This is a genomic window from Spirosoma spitsbergense DSM 19989, assembly GCF_000374085.1.
Taxonomy (GTDB): domain Bacteria; phylum Bacteroidota; class Bacteroidia; order Cytophagales; family Spirosomataceae; genus Spirosoma; species Spirosoma spitsbergense.
The window spans coordinates 62,757-80,810 of record NZ_KB893548.1; the positions used below are offsets into that span (position 1 = coordinate 62,757).

Annotated in this window: 15 protein-coding genes; 10 read left to right on the forward strand and 5 right to left on the reverse strand. The window is 50.4% G+C overall.

Annotation, left to right across the window (positions count from 1 at the left end; all coding sequences use genetic code 11):
- Window positions 1–13 precede the first annotated feature (13 nt).
- Window positions 14–697: a hypothetical protein gene (locus B157_RS0116435; protein WP_020604398.1), complete on the forward strand. Its 684-nt coding sequence runs from the start codon at window positions 14–16 to the stop codon at window positions 695–697.
- 103 nt (window positions 698–800) lie between these two features.
- Window positions 801–1,553 carry a hypothetical protein gene (locus B157_RS0116440; RefSeq protein WP_026308747.1) on the forward strand — a complete coding sequence of 251 codons (753 nt, stop codon included), beginning with the start codon at window positions 801–803 and terminating at the stop codon, window positions 1,551–1,553.
- 14 nt (window positions 1,554–1,567) lie between these two features.
- On the opposite strand, the gene B157_RS39365 is transcribed toward B157_RS0116440, so the two are convergent.
- The 5 genes from B157_RS39365 to B157_RS0116460 form a co-directional block, all read right to left on the reverse strand.
- Window positions 1,568–1,816 (reverse strand): hypothetical protein, encoded by a 249-nt coding sequence (locus B157_RS39365; protein WP_020604400.1) that lies wholly within the window; start codon window positions 1,814–1,816, stop codon window positions 1,568–1,570.
- 135 nt (window positions 1,817–1,951) lie between these two features.
- Entirely contained in the window at window positions 1,952–2,308 is a 357-nt protein-coding gene (locus B157_RS39370) for a hypothetical protein (protein WP_211225001.1), read from the reverse strand.
- Between the two features lie 106 nt (window positions 2,309–2,414).
- Window positions 2,415–5,051: an ATP-dependent chaperone ClpB gene (gene clpB / locus B157_RS0116450; protein ID WP_020604402.1), complete on the reverse strand. Its 2,637-nt coding sequence runs from the start codon at window positions 5,049–5,051 to the stop codon at window positions 2,415–2,417.
- Between the two features lie 306 nt (window positions 5,052–5,357).
- Window positions 5,358–6,131 carry an SDR family NAD(P)-dependent oxidoreductase gene (locus tag B157_RS0116455; protein WP_020604403.1) on the reverse strand — a complete coding sequence of 258 codons (774 nt, stop codon included), beginning with the start codon at window positions 6,129–6,131 and terminating at the stop codon, window positions 5,358–5,360.
- An 80-nt stretch (window positions 6,132–6,211) separates the two neighbouring features.
- Window positions 6,212–7,870, reverse strand: a complete 1,659-nt coding sequence (locus tag B157_RS0116460) for a UxaA family hydrolase (protein ID WP_020604404.1) — start codon at window positions 7,868–7,870, stop codon at window positions 6,212–6,214.
- Between the two features lie 190 nt (window positions 7,871–8,060).
- Between B157_RS0116460 and B157_RS0116465 the strand changes: the two genes are divergently transcribed.
- The 8 genes from B157_RS0116465 (at window position 8,061) to B157_RS0116500 (ending at window position 17,857) form a co-directional block, all read left to right on the forward strand.
- The gene (locus B157_RS0116465) at window positions 8,061–9,206 is read left to right on the forward strand and encodes an acyltransferase family protein (RefSeq protein WP_020604405.1); all 1,146 of its coding nucleotides are present in this window, start codon (window positions 8,061–8,063) and stop codon (window positions 9,204–9,206) included.
- Between the two features lie 6 nt (window positions 9,207–9,212).
- Window positions 9,213–10,934 carry an adenine deaminase gene (gene ade / locus B157_RS0116470; protein WP_020604406.1) on the forward strand — a complete coding sequence of 574 codons (1,722 nt, stop codon included), beginning with the start codon at window positions 9,213–9,215 and terminating at the stop codon, window positions 10,932–10,934.
- A 95-nt stretch (window positions 10,935–11,029) separates the two neighbouring features.
- Window positions 11,030–11,629 carry an RNA polymerase sigma factor gene (locus B157_RS0116475; RefSeq protein ID WP_020604407.1) on the forward strand — a complete coding sequence of 200 codons (600 nt, stop codon included), beginning with the start codon at window positions 11,030–11,032 and terminating at the stop codon, window positions 11,627–11,629.
- 186 nt (window positions 11,630–11,815) lie between these two features.
- The gene (locus B157_RS0116480; RefSeq protein ID WP_020604408.1) at window positions 11,816–13,087 is read left to right on the forward strand and encodes a replication-associated recombination protein A; all 1,272 of its coding nucleotides are present in this window, start codon (window positions 11,816–11,818) and stop codon (window positions 13,085–13,087) included.
- 529 nt (window positions 13,088–13,616) lie between these two features.
- Window positions 13,617–14,987, forward strand: a complete 1,371-nt coding sequence (locus B157_RS0116485; protein WP_245565110.1) for a vanadium-dependent haloperoxidase — start codon at window positions 13,617–13,619, stop codon at window positions 14,985–14,987.
- A 110-nt stretch (window positions 14,988–15,097) separates the two neighbouring features.
- Window positions 15,098–16,177 carry a DUF3500 domain-containing protein gene (locus B157_RS0116490; protein WP_020604410.1) on the forward strand — a complete coding sequence of 360 codons (1,080 nt, stop codon included), beginning with the start codon at window positions 15,098–15,100 and terminating at the stop codon, window positions 16,175–16,177.
- A gap of 143 nt (window positions 16,178–16,320) precedes the next feature.
- Window positions 16,321–16,632: an EthD family reductase gene (locus tag B157_RS0116495; RefSeq protein ID WP_020604411.1), complete on the forward strand. Its 312-nt coding sequence runs from the start codon at window positions 16,321–16,323 to the stop codon at window positions 16,630–16,632.
- Window positions 16,633–17,065: 433 nt separating this feature from the next.
- Window positions 17,066–17,857, forward strand: coding sequence for a 3-keto-disaccharide hydrolase (locus B157_RS0116500; protein WP_020604412.1), 792 nt, complete (start codon window positions 17,066–17,068; stop codon window positions 17,855–17,857).
- The last annotated feature ends 197 nt before the right edge of the window (window positions 17,858–18,054 follow it).

The following is an 18,054-nucleotide window of genomic DNA, read 5'->3' on the forward strand; positions in this document are numbered from 1 at the left end:
GAAAGATTAAATCATGAAAGGAAATGAGTTGGATATCTGTCTGAGCAGAGGTTATTTTCGGTCCCGGCAGGATGTTTTTACCCGTCAGTACGTGTTTTTCGAGGGGACGTACTACCCCGCTTACTGGTTACGTGTCGATTTGGCCAATGTCAGGTTCGGTCTCAAGCAGTCCAGATTACTTCGGGTGAACAAGGATTTTTCGGTAGCTGTAAGGCCCTTTGCACTAAATCAGGAGGTAGAAACGCTGTACAGCGCGTATCGCAATAGTCTGAATTTTAACTCTTTCGAATCTATAGAGGCCTGCCTGATGGGTGGAGCGGTCCAAACGCTTTTTGATACCTACATCATCGAAATACGGGATGGATATAAGCTGATTGCCGGGGGTATTTTCGATACCGGTGAGCGAAGTATTGCGGGCATCCTGAATTTTTACGATCCAGATTATCGAAAACTAAGCCTGGGTAAGTACCTGATGCTGTTGAAAATACAGTACGCCCAGCTTCATAAAAAAGCGCACTACTATCCCGGCTATCTGGTAGGGGGCTATAGTAAATTCGATTATAAACTGTTCCCTTGTGAAGCGGCTACGCAGGTGCTGGATGACAGCAGTAACCAATGGCACCCCTTTTCGTGGGAAATCGTAACGTCTTTGTTTCTCGACCGCCTGGCAAAAGGCAGTCCGCTGGCGGTCAGATAAGACAAGGCGACCGGGCCGGCTTTATTTGTTCAAACCACCCGCAACAAGTACGGCTTCTTTGCTGATTGACTCACCCCCTGCGCGATCCTTATCAACTACGGGAATGAATATCCTACTCCTTAAAATAACGCTCATGCCCTCGGTCATTGCGCTGGTGACGCTGGCCATTCGAAGGTGGGGGAATCGGGCGGGCGGGTTGATTGGAAGTATGCCGTGGATTGCCGGACCGATCCTCCTTTTTTTTATTCTGGAACAGGGCAAAGCCTTCGGTATTCATTCTATTCAGGGTTCCATGACGGGTATCCTGGCGTTAATCAGCTTCTGTTTCAGCTACTCGGCCATTTCCCGAAAACTGACCTGGTTGCCTACGCTGCTACTGTCATACGGCATATACACGATTACGGCACTGTTCTTTAATTATTTACAGCTCAATTTGTGGCTGAGTTATGGGGTGGTGCTAGGATGTGTATTGCTGGCTCTCCGGTTTTTTCCCGTCCCGGGGAATATGACAATCACGCCAAAGCGTTTACCCTTCGATATTCCAATTCGGATGCTGGTAGCCACGTTATTCGTGTTAATTATCACCGGGTTAGCTGCCGTTTTGGGACCTAACTGGAGTGGTATCCTGACGCCATTTCCAATCCTGACCTCGATTCTGGCCATATTTACCCACACGCTTCAAGGCAGTGATGCCACTATACTGACGCTGCGTGGACTTCTGATCGGGTTGCTGGGGTTCACCACCTTTCTGTTTCTACAGGCCTATTTACTGCCTGAATTTTCTGTGGCCATTTCATTCGGAATTGCCTTTCTGGTGAACGCAGGTATCAATTTAGTGGCCAGTCGGGTGTGGTAAGGGGGAGACAGCATCTAATTAGCTCTTCTAAAAGTAATCAAATGTTGATTTTTGATTACCCACTCATCACCTGCTTCGATTATTCTACAAGCAGGCAAGGGTTCACCACCGTAGGCATCAGAATGAAAAGTCTCGATCAGACACTTTTTTGCTAGCGTTCGTAGACCGACGCTAGTCGCGATGGGAGTGAATCCTGCTCTATCCATATCCTGTTGTAAACGGTCAACAAAAACGTAGTCTATCGGAGATAGTTGCTGTTCCATTATAATAAGAAGCAGTGCTAGCTCATAACTTTCAAGTCCTCCAACATTGCTAATTGGTGTTTTAGTTATCGTTTCAACTCTTTTAGTTTTTGCGAGGAGAGCATTGATCTTCTCCGTTATGTCATTCTCTAATTTTTAAAAATTACTTCTTGACCCGGCTTTGTATGGTAGAATTGAACGATGTTGTATGTCAAATGGGAATCTGCCTATTCTTTCGTCTGAACAGCATACCATTACAACATCCTTTTTGCACGCGAAAGCATAACCAAGTTCATACCATACATTCGGATTATCAAGTGTAATATCAACCAAAATAATTTCTGCTGTCTTTATGCGACTTTCAATTTCTTCGATAGGAATTTCAACGGAAGGGTCTTTATCCACTCTGTATGGCTCTAAGCCAGCATTTTTGATTGCAGGCTCAAATACGTCGCTGTATCTGAGGTCAAATTTATCTCCATCAAAAGGTTGAGCTACGAAGCAAGTTCTCATCAATGTACAGAATTGTAATTTCTCACAATTATAGGCGTTTTGACTGGGTTTCTACACAAAAAAGCCCGGCTACTGTGCAGCAGCCGGGCTTCTGAAAATCAGTTCATTACATCTGACCGGCGGCCCGGTCAATCTCTGCGTCCAGATTAGTAAAGGCAATCTCGCCTTCGGGATTCAACTCCATCAGTACAACGGAATCTTTTTTGACCTCGCCCGACAGAATGGACTTGGACAGTTCATTAAGTACCCGGCGTTGCAGCACGCGTTTCAGCGGACGGGCACCAAACTGCGGGTCGAACCCTTCTTCGCCAATTTTGGTCAGTGCTTCATCGGTAGCATCGAGTTGGATACCGTTTTCGGCGAGTCGCTGTTTGATGCCCCGGAACTGAATGTCGACAATCTTGCGGATGTTAGCTTTCGTTAGTGGCTCGAACATCACAATCTCGTCAATCCGGTTCAGAAATTCCGGGCGGATGGTCTGGCGCAACAACTCCATCACGGCAGTTTTGGCCTCTTCCAGTACCAGCGAGTGATTCCAGCCTTCATCTTCGGTAAACTTCTCCTGAATCAGATGGCTACCGATGTTTGAGGTCATGATGATGATCGTGTTCTTGAAGTTGGCCACGCGTCCTTTATTGTCCGTCAGGCGGCCTTCATCGAGTACCTGCAGCAGGATGTTCCAGACATCGGGATGCGCTTTTTCGATTTCGTCGAGGAGCACTACCGAGTACGGTTTGCGCCGAACGGCTTCGGTCAGTTGACCGCCTTCGTCGTAACCTACGTAACCCGGAGGGGCCCCAATCAACCGGCTGACGGCGTGGCGTTCCTGATACTCCGACATATCGATGCGGATCATCGCATTCTCGTCGTTGAACAGGTATTCAGCCAGCGTACGGGCCACTTCCGTTTTACCAACGCCTGTGGTACCCAGGAAGATAAACGAACCGATGGGCCGCTTGGGGTCCTGCATCCCCGCCCGGCTCCGACGCACGGCATCGGCCACCACTTCAATGGCTTCTGCTTGTCCGGCCACGCGCTTGCCCAGTTCCTGCTCCAGATTTAGCAATTTTTCGCGGTCGCTCTGGAGCATTTTCGATACCGGAATACCTGTCCACTTGGCTACCACTTCAGCAATATCTTCAGCGGTTACTTCCTCCTGCATCATCCGGTCCGACGTGTCCTTGTCCGTACCTTCCTGAGCCAGTGAGTTTAGCTTTGTTTCCAGTTCGGGAATTTTGCCGTACCGAATCTCCGCTACTTTGCCATAGTCGCCGGCGCGTTCGGCCTGTTCGGCTTCAAAGCGTAACTGATCTAATTGTTCTTTCAGCGTCCGGCCTTCATTGACGGATTCTTTCTCGGTTTCCCACTTCGCTTTAAGATCGTTACGTTCTTCGCTGAGGTCTTCAATCTGCTTGTTCAGAATGCTTTCTTTTTCCCGGTTATTTTCCCGGCGGATGGCCTCCCGTTCAATCTCCAACTGCATGATGCGCCGGTTCAACTCATCGAGTTCTTCGGGAACGGAGTCCATTTCCAGGCGGAGTTTAGCGGCTGCTTCGTCCATCAGGTCAATGGCTTTATCGGGCAAAAAACGGTCGGTAATGTACCGGGTCGATAACTCGACGGCGGCAATCACAGCATCGTCTTTTATCCGGACGCCGTGGTGGAGTTCGTATTTCTCCTTGATACCGCGTAGAATTGAGATAGCATCGGGCATGTCCGGCTCATCCACGATAACAGCCTGAAAACGACGTTCTAGGGCCTTATCTTTCTCGATATATTTCTGATACTCTTTCAGTGTAGTGGCTCCAATGGTATGCAGCTCACCGCGCGAAAGAGCTGGTTTCAGCAGGTTGGCCGCGTCCATAGCACCTTCGCCACCGGCACCCGCGCCCACCAGCGTATGAATCTCGTCGATGAACAGAATAATCTGTCCGTCAGAATCCGTCACTTCCTTGATAACCGCTTTCAGGCGTTCTTCAAATTCTCCTTTGTATTTGGCACCCGCAATGAGCAGGCCCATATCGAGGGAAACGATGGTTTTGGTTTTCAGATTTTCGGGTACATCGCCCGAAACAATCCGCTGGGCCAGTCCTTCCACAATGGCCGTTTTACCCACGCCCGGTTCGCCGAGCAGGATTGGGTTGTTTTTGGTCCGGCGGCTCAGAATTTGCAGCACCCGCCGGATTTCTTCATCGCGACCAATAACCGGGTCAATTTTACCGGTCCGGGCGCGTTCGTTCAGGTTGATGCTGAACCGCTCTAACGATTGATATTTTGCTTCTGCGTTCTGGTCTTTCACCGAGTTTCCTTTTCTAAGTTCATTGATAGCCGCTTTCGTCTGTTTCTCGTTGAAACCGGCATCGCGTAATAGGGTTGCAATCTGGTCTTTACCGCCCATCAGGCCCAGCAACATCAGTTCGACACTCACGAATTCGTCGCCAAATTCTTTGGTGTAACCGCTGGCTTTGGCCAAGGCTGCGGCTGTATCGTTGCTCAGGTATACGCCATTGTTCCCCCCTGATACCTTGGGATAGGTAGTCAAAATAGCCTCTAAAGCAGCGGTCGTGTTCTGTAAATTAACCCCCAGTTTTTTGGCAACGAAGCCAACGACGTTCTCGTCTTCCGACAGGATGGCCTGGAGCAGGTGGCCGGTTTCAATGGCCTGCTGCCCGTTGCCGAGGGCGATTTCTGACGCCTTCTGCACAACCTCCTGCGCTTTTACCGTGTAATTCTTGAAGTCCATGATGGCGTAGGTTTTGGTTTTTTGTTAGTCGTATACCTAGTAACAAACCAAGTGCCGGGCTGGTTTTACGGACATTTTGGCTTGTTTATACCCCAAGAAGTTGTCAATTTCGGTTATTATGTCACATGTTGATCAAAAGTGAGAAAGGAATACTGATGGACTGGCAGGTGCTTTGGGCATCAATGAAAAAAGAAAAACCGCCTGTGAAGCGGTTTCCTGTTACAACAGAAGTTTGTTGGTTGACAAAAAAAGGGCTTTGTGTAGAAAACAGGATGCGTAAAATTATGTCCTGCCAATGAGTGCTCATCAACTATTCAACCGGGTAGATCCTCCATCCAGCGGATAATCGCAACCGGTAACGAAGCCTGCTTCATCGGAGCAGAGATAGAGGGCCAGGGCACCCACTTCTGCCGGTTCGGCCATGCGGCCGATGGGTTGCGTTTTCGAGAGTTTCTCGAACATTTCAGCTTCCTGACCGGGATAGTTTTTTGCCAGATACCCGTCCACGAAGGGGGTATGCACCCGTGCGGGCGAAATGCAGTTGCAACGGATATTATCTTTCAGATAGTCTTTGGCTACGGATAACGTCATGGTTAGCACCGCGCCTTTGCTCATCGAATAGGCAAAACGGTCGGAGAGACCCAGCGTGGCGGCTATTGATGCCATGTTGAGCACTACGCCCCCGCCATTGGCCTTCAGGTGTGGAATGGTAGCGTGCAGACAGTTGTAAACACCCTTGATGTTGATGCGGTAAATACGGTCGAAGTCGGCTTCGGTGGTCGTTTCTGCCGTGCCAATGTGTGATACCCCCGCATTGTTGACCAGAATATGAATCGGTCCCTGACCGGCAATCTGATTGACGACCTCGATAACCTGTTGCTGATTGGAAACGTCGAGGGCGTGGCTCGTAGCCTGCCCCCCCGACTCCCGAATTTGAGCAGCGGCTGCGTCGGCCTGCTCCTGATTCAGGTCGAGGATATGAACGGATGCGCCTGCTTTGGCGAACGTTTTGGCAATTGCCAGCCCAATACCACTGGCCCCGCCTGTAACGAGAGCGGTTTTGTTGTTGAGTGAGAACATAGTCAATGAGTGAATTGGCGAATGAATGAGTGAATAGTACATGCGTCAGCTATTCGCTCATCCACTCATTCAAAATTGGATTAAAGTGAAACGCCCCGTTTCCAGGGAATAAAATCGTCCTGCCCCAGCCGTTCGGCCTGGGTTATTGTTTCGCCAGAGGCTAACCGGATAATGTAGTCCAGCAAAGCATCCGCGTTTTGTGGGATGCTTTGCTCGCCATCAATGATGGGGCCGCTGTCGAAATCAATGACATCGGGCATCCGGTTTTTCAGAATCGTGTTGGTCGATACTTTCACGACCGGGCAAATAGGGTTGCCAGTTGGGGTACCAAGTCCCGTAGTGAACAGAATAACGTTTGTGCCCGAACCGGCCATGCCTGTAGTAGCTTCCACATCGTTGCCGGGGGTGCACAGCAGATTAAGGCCGGGTATGGTGGCAGGTTCGGCGTAGTCCAGTACGTCGGTCACGGGGGCGTTTCCGCCTTTCTTGGCGGCCCCTGCCGATTTGATGGCATCCGTAATCAGACCATCTTTGATATTCCCCGGCGATGGATTCATGTCGAAGCCCGACCCGACAGCTTCTGCCTGCGCCGAGTAGGTGCTCATCAGGGTGATAAACTTCTGCGCTTTGTCGGTATCGTCGGTGCGGTTGATGAGTTCCTGCTCCACACCGTTCAGTTCCGGAAATTCGGCCAAGATGGTTTTACCACCCAGGGCTACCAGCGTATCCGACAAATGCCCCAGAACCGGATTGGCCGAAATGCCCGAAAAACCGTCGGAACCGCCACATTTCAGGCCCACTGTGAGTGCACTGAGGGGAGCAGGTTTTCGTTCTATTTTATTGATTTCGGTCAGTCCGAGAAATGTTTCTTTGGTCGCCTGTGCCATGAGGGCGTATTCCGTACCCGCCTGCTGTTCGAATAGTAATAAGGGTTTGTTGAACTTCGGGTTTTGCCGTTTGATTTCGGCGGCAATCATGTCGGTCTGTAAATGCTGGCAACCCAGGCTCAGCACCGTAGCACCGGCCACGTTCGGGTTATTGATGAATCCTGCCAGCAGAGAACACAGATAACCCGAATCCTGCCGGGTGCCGCCACAACCCATTTCGTGGGTTAGGAACTTGATGCCATCTACGTTTTTGAAGGGACGATTAGCGGTAGAATGGTTCGGCTGCGTCGGTTCGATGAACGGCTGCATCTTCTTAACGACATCCATTTCGCCCGCTTTGTAGAGACTCAGTAGTTCATGTACCTGCTCGCGGTATGTTTCGGGTTGGGCATAGCCCAGTTCGCGCTCAAACGCATCTTTCAGAATGAGTACATTCCGGTTTTCGCAAAAAACCAGCGGCACCACGAGCCAATAATTGCGCGTACCTACGCCCCCATCGGCCCGGTGGTAGCCCATGAACGTGCGGCCTTCCCAGTCCGAAACGGCGGGTGGCTGCCAGGAGTAAGGCTGCTTCTTGTCGAGGCCGTAGGGATCGGCATCATGCTTAAGGTTAAAGGTCGTGATGGGCTCCCCCCGTTTAATGGGCCGGGTTGCTTTTCCAACCAGTACCCCATACATGGTGATGGGGTCGCCGGGCTGCCGGTCTTCGGTCACGAATTTATGCTTGGCCGCAACGGCGTAGGGCAGTTCGTAGGAGTCGTCTTCAAAATCAATTTGTTCGCCCACCGACAGGTTACGGAGTGCTACGATGACGTTGTCGCCGGGGTGAACTTTTAAAACACGGGCAGTCATTAGACAGGATATTTTTTAAGTATAAGAGTCGCATCAGACCGAAATATACCACTATCGGTAAAAACTTTATCGGCTCTTGTTGCGAATGTGAACACCATTGCCAAGTTTTATGGTTCAATTCCCGCTACTACCGATGCCCCTAAACCAGCCTATTTCCCCATCCGGTTTTCTGTCCGGCCGATTAATGTCGATGGATGCCTACCGGGGTTTCGTTATGGTGTTGATGGCGGCTGAAATCCTGAAATTCTATACGCTACAGGAAGCTTACCCTGACAGCGGTTTCTGGGCGTTTCTTACGCATCACCAAAGCCACGTGGCATGGGCAGGCTGCTCATTGCACGATCTGATTCAGCCGTCGTTCTCGTTTCTGGTCGGGGTTGCTTTGCCGTATTCCATTGCCAGTCGCGTAAAACTGGGACAGTCATTCGGGGTTCAATTGGGACACGCCATCCGGCGGTCGCTGATTTTGATTTTGCTCGGTATTTTCCTGCGCTCGACCCACGCCAGTCAAACCAATTTTACGTTTGAAGATACGCTCACCCAAATTGGTCTGGGCTACCCATTTCTGTTTTTGCTCGGTACCGCGAAAACCCGAACCGTTTGGCTTACACTGGGTGCCATTTTAGTTGGTTACTGGCTGGCGTTCGTGTTGTATCCTGCAACGAACGGCTTCGATTACAGCGCAGTAGGCGTTCCTGCCAGTTGGTCCGAGCACTACACGGGTCTGATGGCGCATTTCAACAAAAACAGTAACCTGGCCTGGGCGTTCGATACCTGGTTTCTGAACCTCTTTCCGCGCGCGAAACCCTTTCTGTTTAACGGCGGAGGATACGCCACACTTAGTTTTATCCCGACACTTGGTACCATGTTGCTGGGATTACAGGCTGGCCGGTGGCTGCGCTCCGGTATGTCTTCACGCGACATCCTGAAATACTTTCTGCTGGCGGGCGCTGTCGGTTTGGCCAGCGGTGTGCTGCTGCACATAACCGGTATTTGTCCCATCGTGAAACGAATCTGGACACCGGCCTGGGTTTTGTTCAGTGGTGGCTGGTGTTTCTGGCTTCTGGCCTTTTTCTACGGTATTATTGACATGGCCGGGTATCGGAAATGGGCCTTTCCGCTAGTTGTTGTGGGCATGAATTCCATCGCCATTTATTGTCTGGTGCATTTGATTGATCAGTTCATTATCACTTCTTTTTATACCCATCTGGGGCATGGACCGTTTCTATTGTTGGGTGGCCCGTTCGAATCATTACTTATCGGGCTGGCTACCCTGGCTACTTTCTACCTGATTCTCTGGTGGATGTACCGTCGAAAACTATTTATACGAATCTAATTACCCATGATTACTGCCAACATTATAAACCTGTTCGATCAGACCATTTTTTACGGCACTATAACCGTCAACAGCGGCCGTATTGATCAGATTCACCGCCTTGGCCCCGAACGGGTGGGGGAGCCTTATGTACTGCCGGGTTTTGTGGATGCCCACGTACACGTTGAAAGCTCGTTGCTCACGCCCCCGCAGTTTGCCCGGCTGGCGGTCGTACATGGTACCGTAGCAACGGTGTCCGACCCGCACGAGATTGGTAATGTGCTGGGTGTTGCCGGGGTTCAGTATATGCTTGACGAAGCCCGGCGGGTTCCCTTTAAATTTATGTTTGGGGCACCCTCCTGCGTGCCCGCTACTCCCTTCGAAACGGCTGGGGCCACCATTGGCGTACAGGATATCCGGCAACTGCTGGCTCAGAAAGAAATCGGCTATCTGGCCGAGATGATGAACTTTCCGGGGGTATTGCATCAGGACTCCGATGTGATGGCTAAAATTGCGCTGGCACAGGCGTTTAATAAACCCGTCGATGGCCACGCGCCCGGCCTGACCGGTACTGATGCCCAGCACTATATAGATGCCGGTATCAGTACAGACCACGAATGTTTTACCTACGAAGAGGGGCTGGATAAGGCACAGCGCGGTATGAATATCCTGATTCGGGAGGGAAGCGCGGCTCGTAATTTCGAATCACTCATCCCCCTGCTGGCTCAGTTTCCGGAACAAATTATGTTCTGTTCTGATGATAAGCACCCGGATACGCTGGCCGAAGGGCATATCAATCAACTGGTAGTTCGGGCACTGGAAAAAGGTAATTCCCTCTGGCATGTGCTTCGGGCAGCCTGCCTGAACCCGGTATTACATTACCGGTTGCCGGTTGGCCTGCTCCGGGAAGGGGACCCGGCCGATTATATTGTTGTGGACAATCTTCAGGATTTTCGGGTGCAGCAAACGGTCATCAATGGCGAAGTCGTAGCCCAGGACGGGCAATCCAGGATTCCCGATTTGCGGAGTGAGCATGTCAATAAATTTGACTGTTCGCTGAAGGAGCCTGCCGATTTTAGTGTGTATACGGCAGAGGGACAGGCTGGCAATTCTGCCGGGTCAATTCGGGTTATTGAAGCCCTCGATGGGCAATTGATTACCAACGAACTTCATCTGGCACCGAAACGGGTGGGTAATGAACTAGTGGCCGATGTTGACCAGGACGTACTGAAGTTAGTCGTTGTCAACCGGTATCAGGATACGCCCCCGGCGGTGGCGTTTATTAAAAATTTCGGCCTGAAACACGGGGCAATTGCCTCGTCGGTTGGGCACGACTCACACAACATTACGGCCGTTGGCTGCGACGATGATAGTATCTGTCGGGCGGTTAATCTGATTATCGACGCCGGAGGGGGACTATCGGCTGTGACTGGAGGAGATTCGGAACAGGATGAAAAGGAAGTAATGAGCCGTCGCGCATTCTTGCATCTGACTACTACGCCCGAAACGTATCTGGTGGCATTACCCGTGGCGGGGTTGATGACAGACCGGGATGGGTATGCCGTGGCGGATGATTATCGGCGGCTCGACGACTTTGTGAAGCAGGAACTGGGTAGTACGCTGGCTGCTCCGTTTATGTCGCTGTCATTTATGGCACTTCTTGTCATTCCGAATCTAAAACTTAGCGATAAGGGTCTGTTTAATGGTTTAAGCTTCTCTTTCGTGTCGTTGGAAACGGAAAATGGGTAACTAGAAAAAAAAAATATACCTGCCGTTTTTAATTCTATTTTTTATCGGTAAGTTTACACACTCCAAGGCTATTCCTAACCTTTTATCTCTCTAACATGGCTCGCACTCGTACCCAAACCGGCCCCGACGACGAAACTCTCTGGAATTTGTTTCGTAGTGGCGATGAAAACGCGTTTGCCCGATTGTATCAAAATTATGTTCAAAGCCTCTACCACTATTGCGTCCACTTCGCTACTGACCGGGCGTTGATTAAAGATTGCATCCACGACCTGTTCGTGGAGCTTTGGAAACACCGTACCACCATCGGACCAACCACATCGGTGCGGTTTTATCTGATGGCTTCCATCAAACGGAAACTGGTTCGGCATCTTACTGCTGAGCAGAAACTGGTTAGCCAGGACGAAATAGTAAACGGACGGCGTATTGGTGATACGTTACCCGGTGCCGACCCCTCCCACGAGAATCTGCTGATTTCGTATGAAGAAGATTCGTTCATGAATGATTGCCTGCATCAGGCACTCGAAAAACTTCCCCGTCGTCAGCGTGAAGCCGTACACCTGCGGTATTTCCAGAACATGAGTAATGAAGAAATTTCTACGCTGATGCAGATCAATATTCAATCGGTATATAACCTCATTTTTGGAGCGATGAGTAACCTGAAGCGTTACGTAACGCTTGAGAACGTTTCGCTCTGATACTGACTGTTCCTAAACCTCAGGGAACCCGGTAGCTGCAAGACAGCTACCGGGTTTTTTTATGACCATTAGATAGTCATTGTTTGTTATTCACGGTCATTAGTCGTCATTGATCGTAAAGCCATCAATAACAACTAATGACCGTGTAGTAGAATGACCGCGCAGCGAAATGACTAATTTTGCAGCATGAATACCGACTCAACACCTTTACCGGAACGGGTGCGCCCCCGCACCCTCGATGACGTAATTGGCCAGCGAAAACTAATCGGACCATCGGGTGCCCTCCGCCGGGCGGTAGATGCCGGACGGTTGCCGTCCATGATCTTGTGGGGACCGCCGGGCGTGGGAAAAACAACACTGGCCCTCCTGTTGGCCGAAGCAGTCAAACGACCCTTCGTTGCCCTGAGTGCCATCAATTCGGGCGTTAAAGAAATCCGGGATGTACTCAGTCGCCCCAGTGGTATGTTTCCGCCGGTGGTATTCATTGACGAGATTCATCGGTTCAACAAAAGCCAGCAGGATGCCTTGCTGGGAGCCGTAGAAAAAGGACAGATTACCCTGATTGGGGCTACCACGGAAAACCCATCCTTTGAAGTAAACAGTGCATTACTGTCCCGAAGTCAGGTTTATGTTCTTGAATCTCTCGATCGCAACGAGCTAATTCAGCTAGTGGACCGGGCTATTGCGCAGGATACTTTTTTACAATCGAAAAAGATTACGGTACAGTCCTATGATGCACTGCTCCGGCTGTCGGGCGGGGATGGGCGCAAACTGCTCAATCTGCTGGAACTGGTGGCATCGGCCCACGTATCGGCCGAGCCGCTGGGTATAAATGACGAAGGGGTAACCACTGTTGCCCAGCAGAATATTGCCCGCTACGATAAATCAGGGGAGCAGCATTATGACATTATTTCGGCCTTTATCAAATCCCTGCGCGGCTCCGACCCCAACGCGGCTTTGTACTGGATGGCCCGGATGATGGTAGCGGGCGAAGACCCGATTTTTATTGCCCGCCGGATGCTGATTATGGCCTCGGAGGATATTGGCAACGCGAACCCAACGGCTATGATTATGGCCTCAGAAGCGGTGCAGGCCATCCAGGCCATTGGCATGCCGGAAGGCCGCATTGTCCTGTCGCAGGTAGCGGTATACCTGGCTACGTCGCCCAAGAGCAACGCGAGCTATGTAGCCATTGATGCGGCCATGGCACTGGCCGAACAAACGGCCCATCTGCCCGTGCCGTTGCATCTGCGGAATGCACCCACCAAACTGATGAAGCAGATTGGATACGGGGCCGATTACCAGTACGCGCACGCCCACGAAGGTAGTTTTGCCCAGCAAAACTTTTTGCCCGACGACCTGAAAGGCCACAAACTCTACGAACCCGGCCACAACGCCCGGGAAGCTGAAATCCAGCGGAGTTTGCAGAAGTGGTGGGGCGACTGGTACGGCTATTAAGTCGAACGATGGGTACATCTATCATCATTTACAGCTTTTCTATTTATGAGACCTACCAGCAAACGTAGACATTTCAGCCTACGTCCGCTTCGTTACGTGGTTTCGATATTTAGGCTTGAGAGCGGCCTCTAAAGCTAGGTACCTTAGCGTGGCTGCTGCTTATGCCGGCCTGCATGAACCTGAAACTCCCGCTATCGGCTCGCTTTAGCAGTGAGCTGTCCACCCCATATGTATTGGCTTCACCGTACTTTAGCCTGCCGGTACCACCCTAAAATGGTCCACTGAATCACCATTACTATCAATCCTGGGACTATTTCTTTTGGTTAGGGGACATTCTATTAATCGGTTAACTAATTCTTGGTTTCGTGCAATACATTAGCTAGCGGTATGTAGGTGCCGGGTAGGTAAGCGCGTGCCTCTAATCCACCTATAGTACCCCTCTTCCGGATAAAAAATACAGATGCCTAACCAGAATAGTCGGTACCATAATGCAGTACTTACTAAACTTTACACACTAAAAATTAAAGCCATGAAAACGCCGTTCAATGACGTGATTTTGCCGGGTAGCGGCAAAACCACCAGCCTCCCATCCAGTATTTTTTTAACGCTGCTGTTTATCATTTTTCTGACTGCCTGCCAGGACCACCGCACTCCCGATCCCGTTCCCTTATCGAATGTAACCGCTACCTATTCGGCCGATGTAGCCATTAAATGGATCAGCCTGGAGCTTAAGCTCGTAAAAACTACGGCTGGTTTTACTCCTCCCATTGTAGCTCGTGCGCTGGGGTATACCGGTCTGGTTTTATACGAAAGTGTCGTGCCGGGTATGAGTACATACAAGTCATTGGCCGGTCAGTTGAATGGATTGCCCGCATTGCCACAACCAGATGCAACGAAAGAATACAACTGGGCACTGGCCGCCAATACAGCCCAGTATGCGCTGACAAAATCGCTATATCCAACAACGAGTGATGCCAACAAACTAACGATGGATTCATTGAGACTAAGTCTGGAGGCCAGTCTGAAGGCTGGCGTAGCATCGGATGTAGTAGATCGGTCAAATCTGTTTGGAACGGCTATAGCTACGGCTATTTTCGAGTATTCTAAAACGGACGGTGGCCATGAAGCCTACAAAAACGTGTTTCCGACGGATTACGTATTGCCGGCAGGCCCAGGGCTTTGGGTGTCCACCAGTGCTCAGCTCATTCCGTTGCTGCCCTACTGGGGTAGCAACCGGTCTTTTGTTGCGGCCAATGCCAGTGTAAACCCACCGGCACCCTACCCGTACTCGACCGCTACCAATTCCGATTTTTATAAAGATGCGCTGGAGGTGTATACGGCGAGTAAGAATTTAACGACGGACCAAAAGAATATTGGCCTGTTCTGGGCCGACGGCGGTGGGTCGATCACCCCTCCCGGGCATCATATCAACATTGCGGCTATCGTTCTCAAAAAAGAGAATGCCCGTCTCGATAAAGCAGCCGAAACCTGCGCTAAAGTCACCATAGCTGTATCAGACGCGTTTGTAGCGTGCTGGAGAGCCAAGTACACCTACAATGTACTGCGTCCGATAACCTATATCAGAAGCCATATTGATCCTACCTGGACACCCTTGCTTGATACGCCCCCTTTTCCTGAATATACCTCCGGGCATTCGTCTGGTTCGGGCGCGGCTTCGCAGATTTTAACCGATCTCTTTGGGGATAATTACGCTTTTACTGACGACACGTGGCAAGGTACATTTACCAACCGTTCCTTTAACTCGTTCTTCGATTATGCGAATGAAGCAACTATCTCCCGGCTTTATGGGGGTATTCATTTTCGGAACGGAAACGAAAAGGGAATAGCAAATGGCAAGCTCATTGGTAAAAACATCAATGCACTGGCTTTTAAGAAATAGTACCTGTTGCCTGCCCGTCGAACCAGCGTTCGTCATTATACGGAAGCGGAAAGGGTTGAATAACATAAACCTTTCCGATTCCGTAAAATGAGGTTAACCCCAAAACTACCATGAAACTACCTACTACCCTGCGTTACGCATTGCTTGCTTTGAGCCTATTGATGGCGACGCCAGTACTGGCCCAGTCCAATAGCTCTCCCGAAACCGCAGTCGGTCAGTTTCTGACGACGCTTAACGCCGATGAACGCTCGAAAACGACCTATTCTTTTGATGATACACTGCGCCGGAAATGGACTAATCTGCCCGTAGGGATGGTACCGCGTCCCGGCATTGCCTACGGTGCCCTGTCTGATAAAAGCCGGCTGGCGTTTCACCGGGTGCTATCGTCCTTACTCAGCTCGCAGGGATACCTGAAAACGACCAGCATCATGGCACTCGACGATATTCTGAACACGCTCTATCAACAGGCGTTTGATGATGGGAAGATCGATCAGAAAACCCTGAAAATGACCCAGGATTTGAAGTGGGCGCACGGTAACTACTACATTTCTGTCTGGGGCAAACCGCAAGCAAAAGACCCCTGGGGGCTTGATTTTGGCGGACACCACATGGCGCTGAGCATTACAGTGAGGGGTACTGAAGTGGTTACCTCACCCTACTTTTGCGGCACCGACCCATCGGAGGTGAAGTCAGGGAAATATGCCGGGTTGCGGGTACTTAGTAAAGAAGAGGACTATGGTTTTCTGCTCATCAATGCCTTGTCCGGAAGCCAGCAGGCAACGGCTATACTGAAGCAGGACGTACCGAAAGACATCATTACCAATCCCAGCAGCAGCCAGCGTATAACCAGTTATTACGGTATTTCGGCGGGGGTATTTAACCAGGATCAAAAAGATATTCTGACGATGATCATTCAGGAATACGTCCACAATTTTGAGCATCATACAGCGCATCGACTCTATGAAAAACTAATGAAAACCGGTCTTGACAAGGTATATTTTGCCTGGGTTGGCAGTCTGGACAACAACAAACCGCACTACTACATTATCAACGCGCCCGACTTTCTGATCGAATACGACAATGTAGGTTTCCAGAACGACGGCAACCACATTCACGCCATTCTCCGCGAGAAAGGAAACGACTTTGGCGACGACCTGCTCAAACGGCATTATCTGGAAGCTAAGCATTGAGGTACCCAATGCGGACAGGCTCCGATTGCACCGGTCACTGTTATGAATCGGGCTGACTTTCGTACCAATTTCTGCTGAGACCGACATCGTTTTTTTTTGTTTTTCATTTCCAAACACAACCAAACCAATAAACCCCAGTAAGTATGATTTCGCTGACCGTTCTTTACCCCAAAACCGCCGAGAGTCATTTTGATATGGACTATTATCTCCACACCCACACGCCGTTGGTGCGTGAGCGGCTTACGCCTGTTGGTCTGACAGGGGTAAACTTACAGGCCGGTATGGCGGGTGCTGCCCCCGACAGCCCGCCCGTGTATGCCATGATTTGTCTGCTTCAGTTTACCACTGTCGACGAAATGCAAACGGCCCTCGCCACCCACGGTCCCGAGCTGATTGGCGACATTCCAAATTTCACCAACGTACAGCCACTGATGCAGGTTAGTCAGGCGGTTTAGTTATACTTGGCTATCGGCTGTAATGGGTGCTCTGGTAGAAATGGCGACATCGGTCACAGTACCGGGCAACCCGGTTGAAAACGTATAGCCTTAACCGGAGCTTGCCAGGAAGCGTCTCACCCACTGGTTGGGTGAGACGCTTCCCTTTAGGAGCAGATACTACGGATTGACGTTGCCCGTATTGACCCATAATTTCTGACTTATCCCCCTTTGGTATAGACATAAACTATATATAGGTTGAGGTATCGATTAGACCAGCGGTACACGAATCTATAGTACCACAGCTCGCCAGTCTATCTGTGCGAAGAATCGATAAAACGGGGAGGTCAATTGTACAGCCCACCCAGACAATAGCATCAAAACGGGTAGATATGGCGGATGCTATCCTTCCTGTAACGTACTCTATTCATTATCACTCAAAAAGTACTGTCCCATGAAACACGTTGCCCGTCAGTTAGTCCATATAACTCCCGTACTCTTATTTCTTACTGTCTGTGCGGCCATGATACCTCTGGCAAAAGAGCCGGTTGGGGTGGGTGTTAAAGCACCTAAAGGGGCCGAAGTGCTGTTCGACGGGTCGCGGAAAATGCTGGACGAAAAATGGATGTACTGGGAAGGTCCCCGTCTGAAGGCGACGATGCCCATCAAATGGCAAATCGAGAAAGACCCCGCCGGAAGCGGTACGGTCATGAATACCAATGACCCCGCAGCCGCCGGTGGTTTGTACGGAGCCGCCGACATTGTAACCAAAGAAACGTTCCGGGACTTTCGGCTGCATGTTGAATTTTACGTTAGCAAGCCAGGTGGTAATAGTGGTGTGTATCTGCAAAATCGATACGAAATTCAGATTTTCGATGGCGATACGACCTCGCACGGGTTGGGAGCCATCATTAATGAATCGCCTTCACCGTATAAACTGTATACGGGTCCCGGCAAATGGAACGCCTACGACATCGAGTTCAGGGCTGCCCGTTTTACCGATGGCAAACGCACCGAACCGGCCATGGTAACCATCTATCTGAACGGGAAAAAAGCCCATACCAACCATCCAATCAATCAGGTGTGGGGAGGTCCTAACTCCGGCATCGACGGGGGTAACGACGGAGGTAAGGGTATCACCGATACGCCCGGCGGCATCAAACTCCAGGCCGAAGGCCACGATGTATTCTATCGAAATATCTGGATTAAGCCCCTGACGCTGAAACAGGCCAATACGGACTTTTAAGCAATGGCCTGCTTTCCATAAAGAGCAAGCCGGGGTCCTAAATGCTGATGCGTCTGTCAAATGACAGGACAGAAAAGCGACCTATTCCGAATAAATAATCTTCATAACCCGTTCTAAAGGCAAAAACTTGTTTTCCTGATTCGGTAAAGTACCGCTCAAGACTTTTTAGCCGGGCGGTACTTTACCGAATCGGTCGA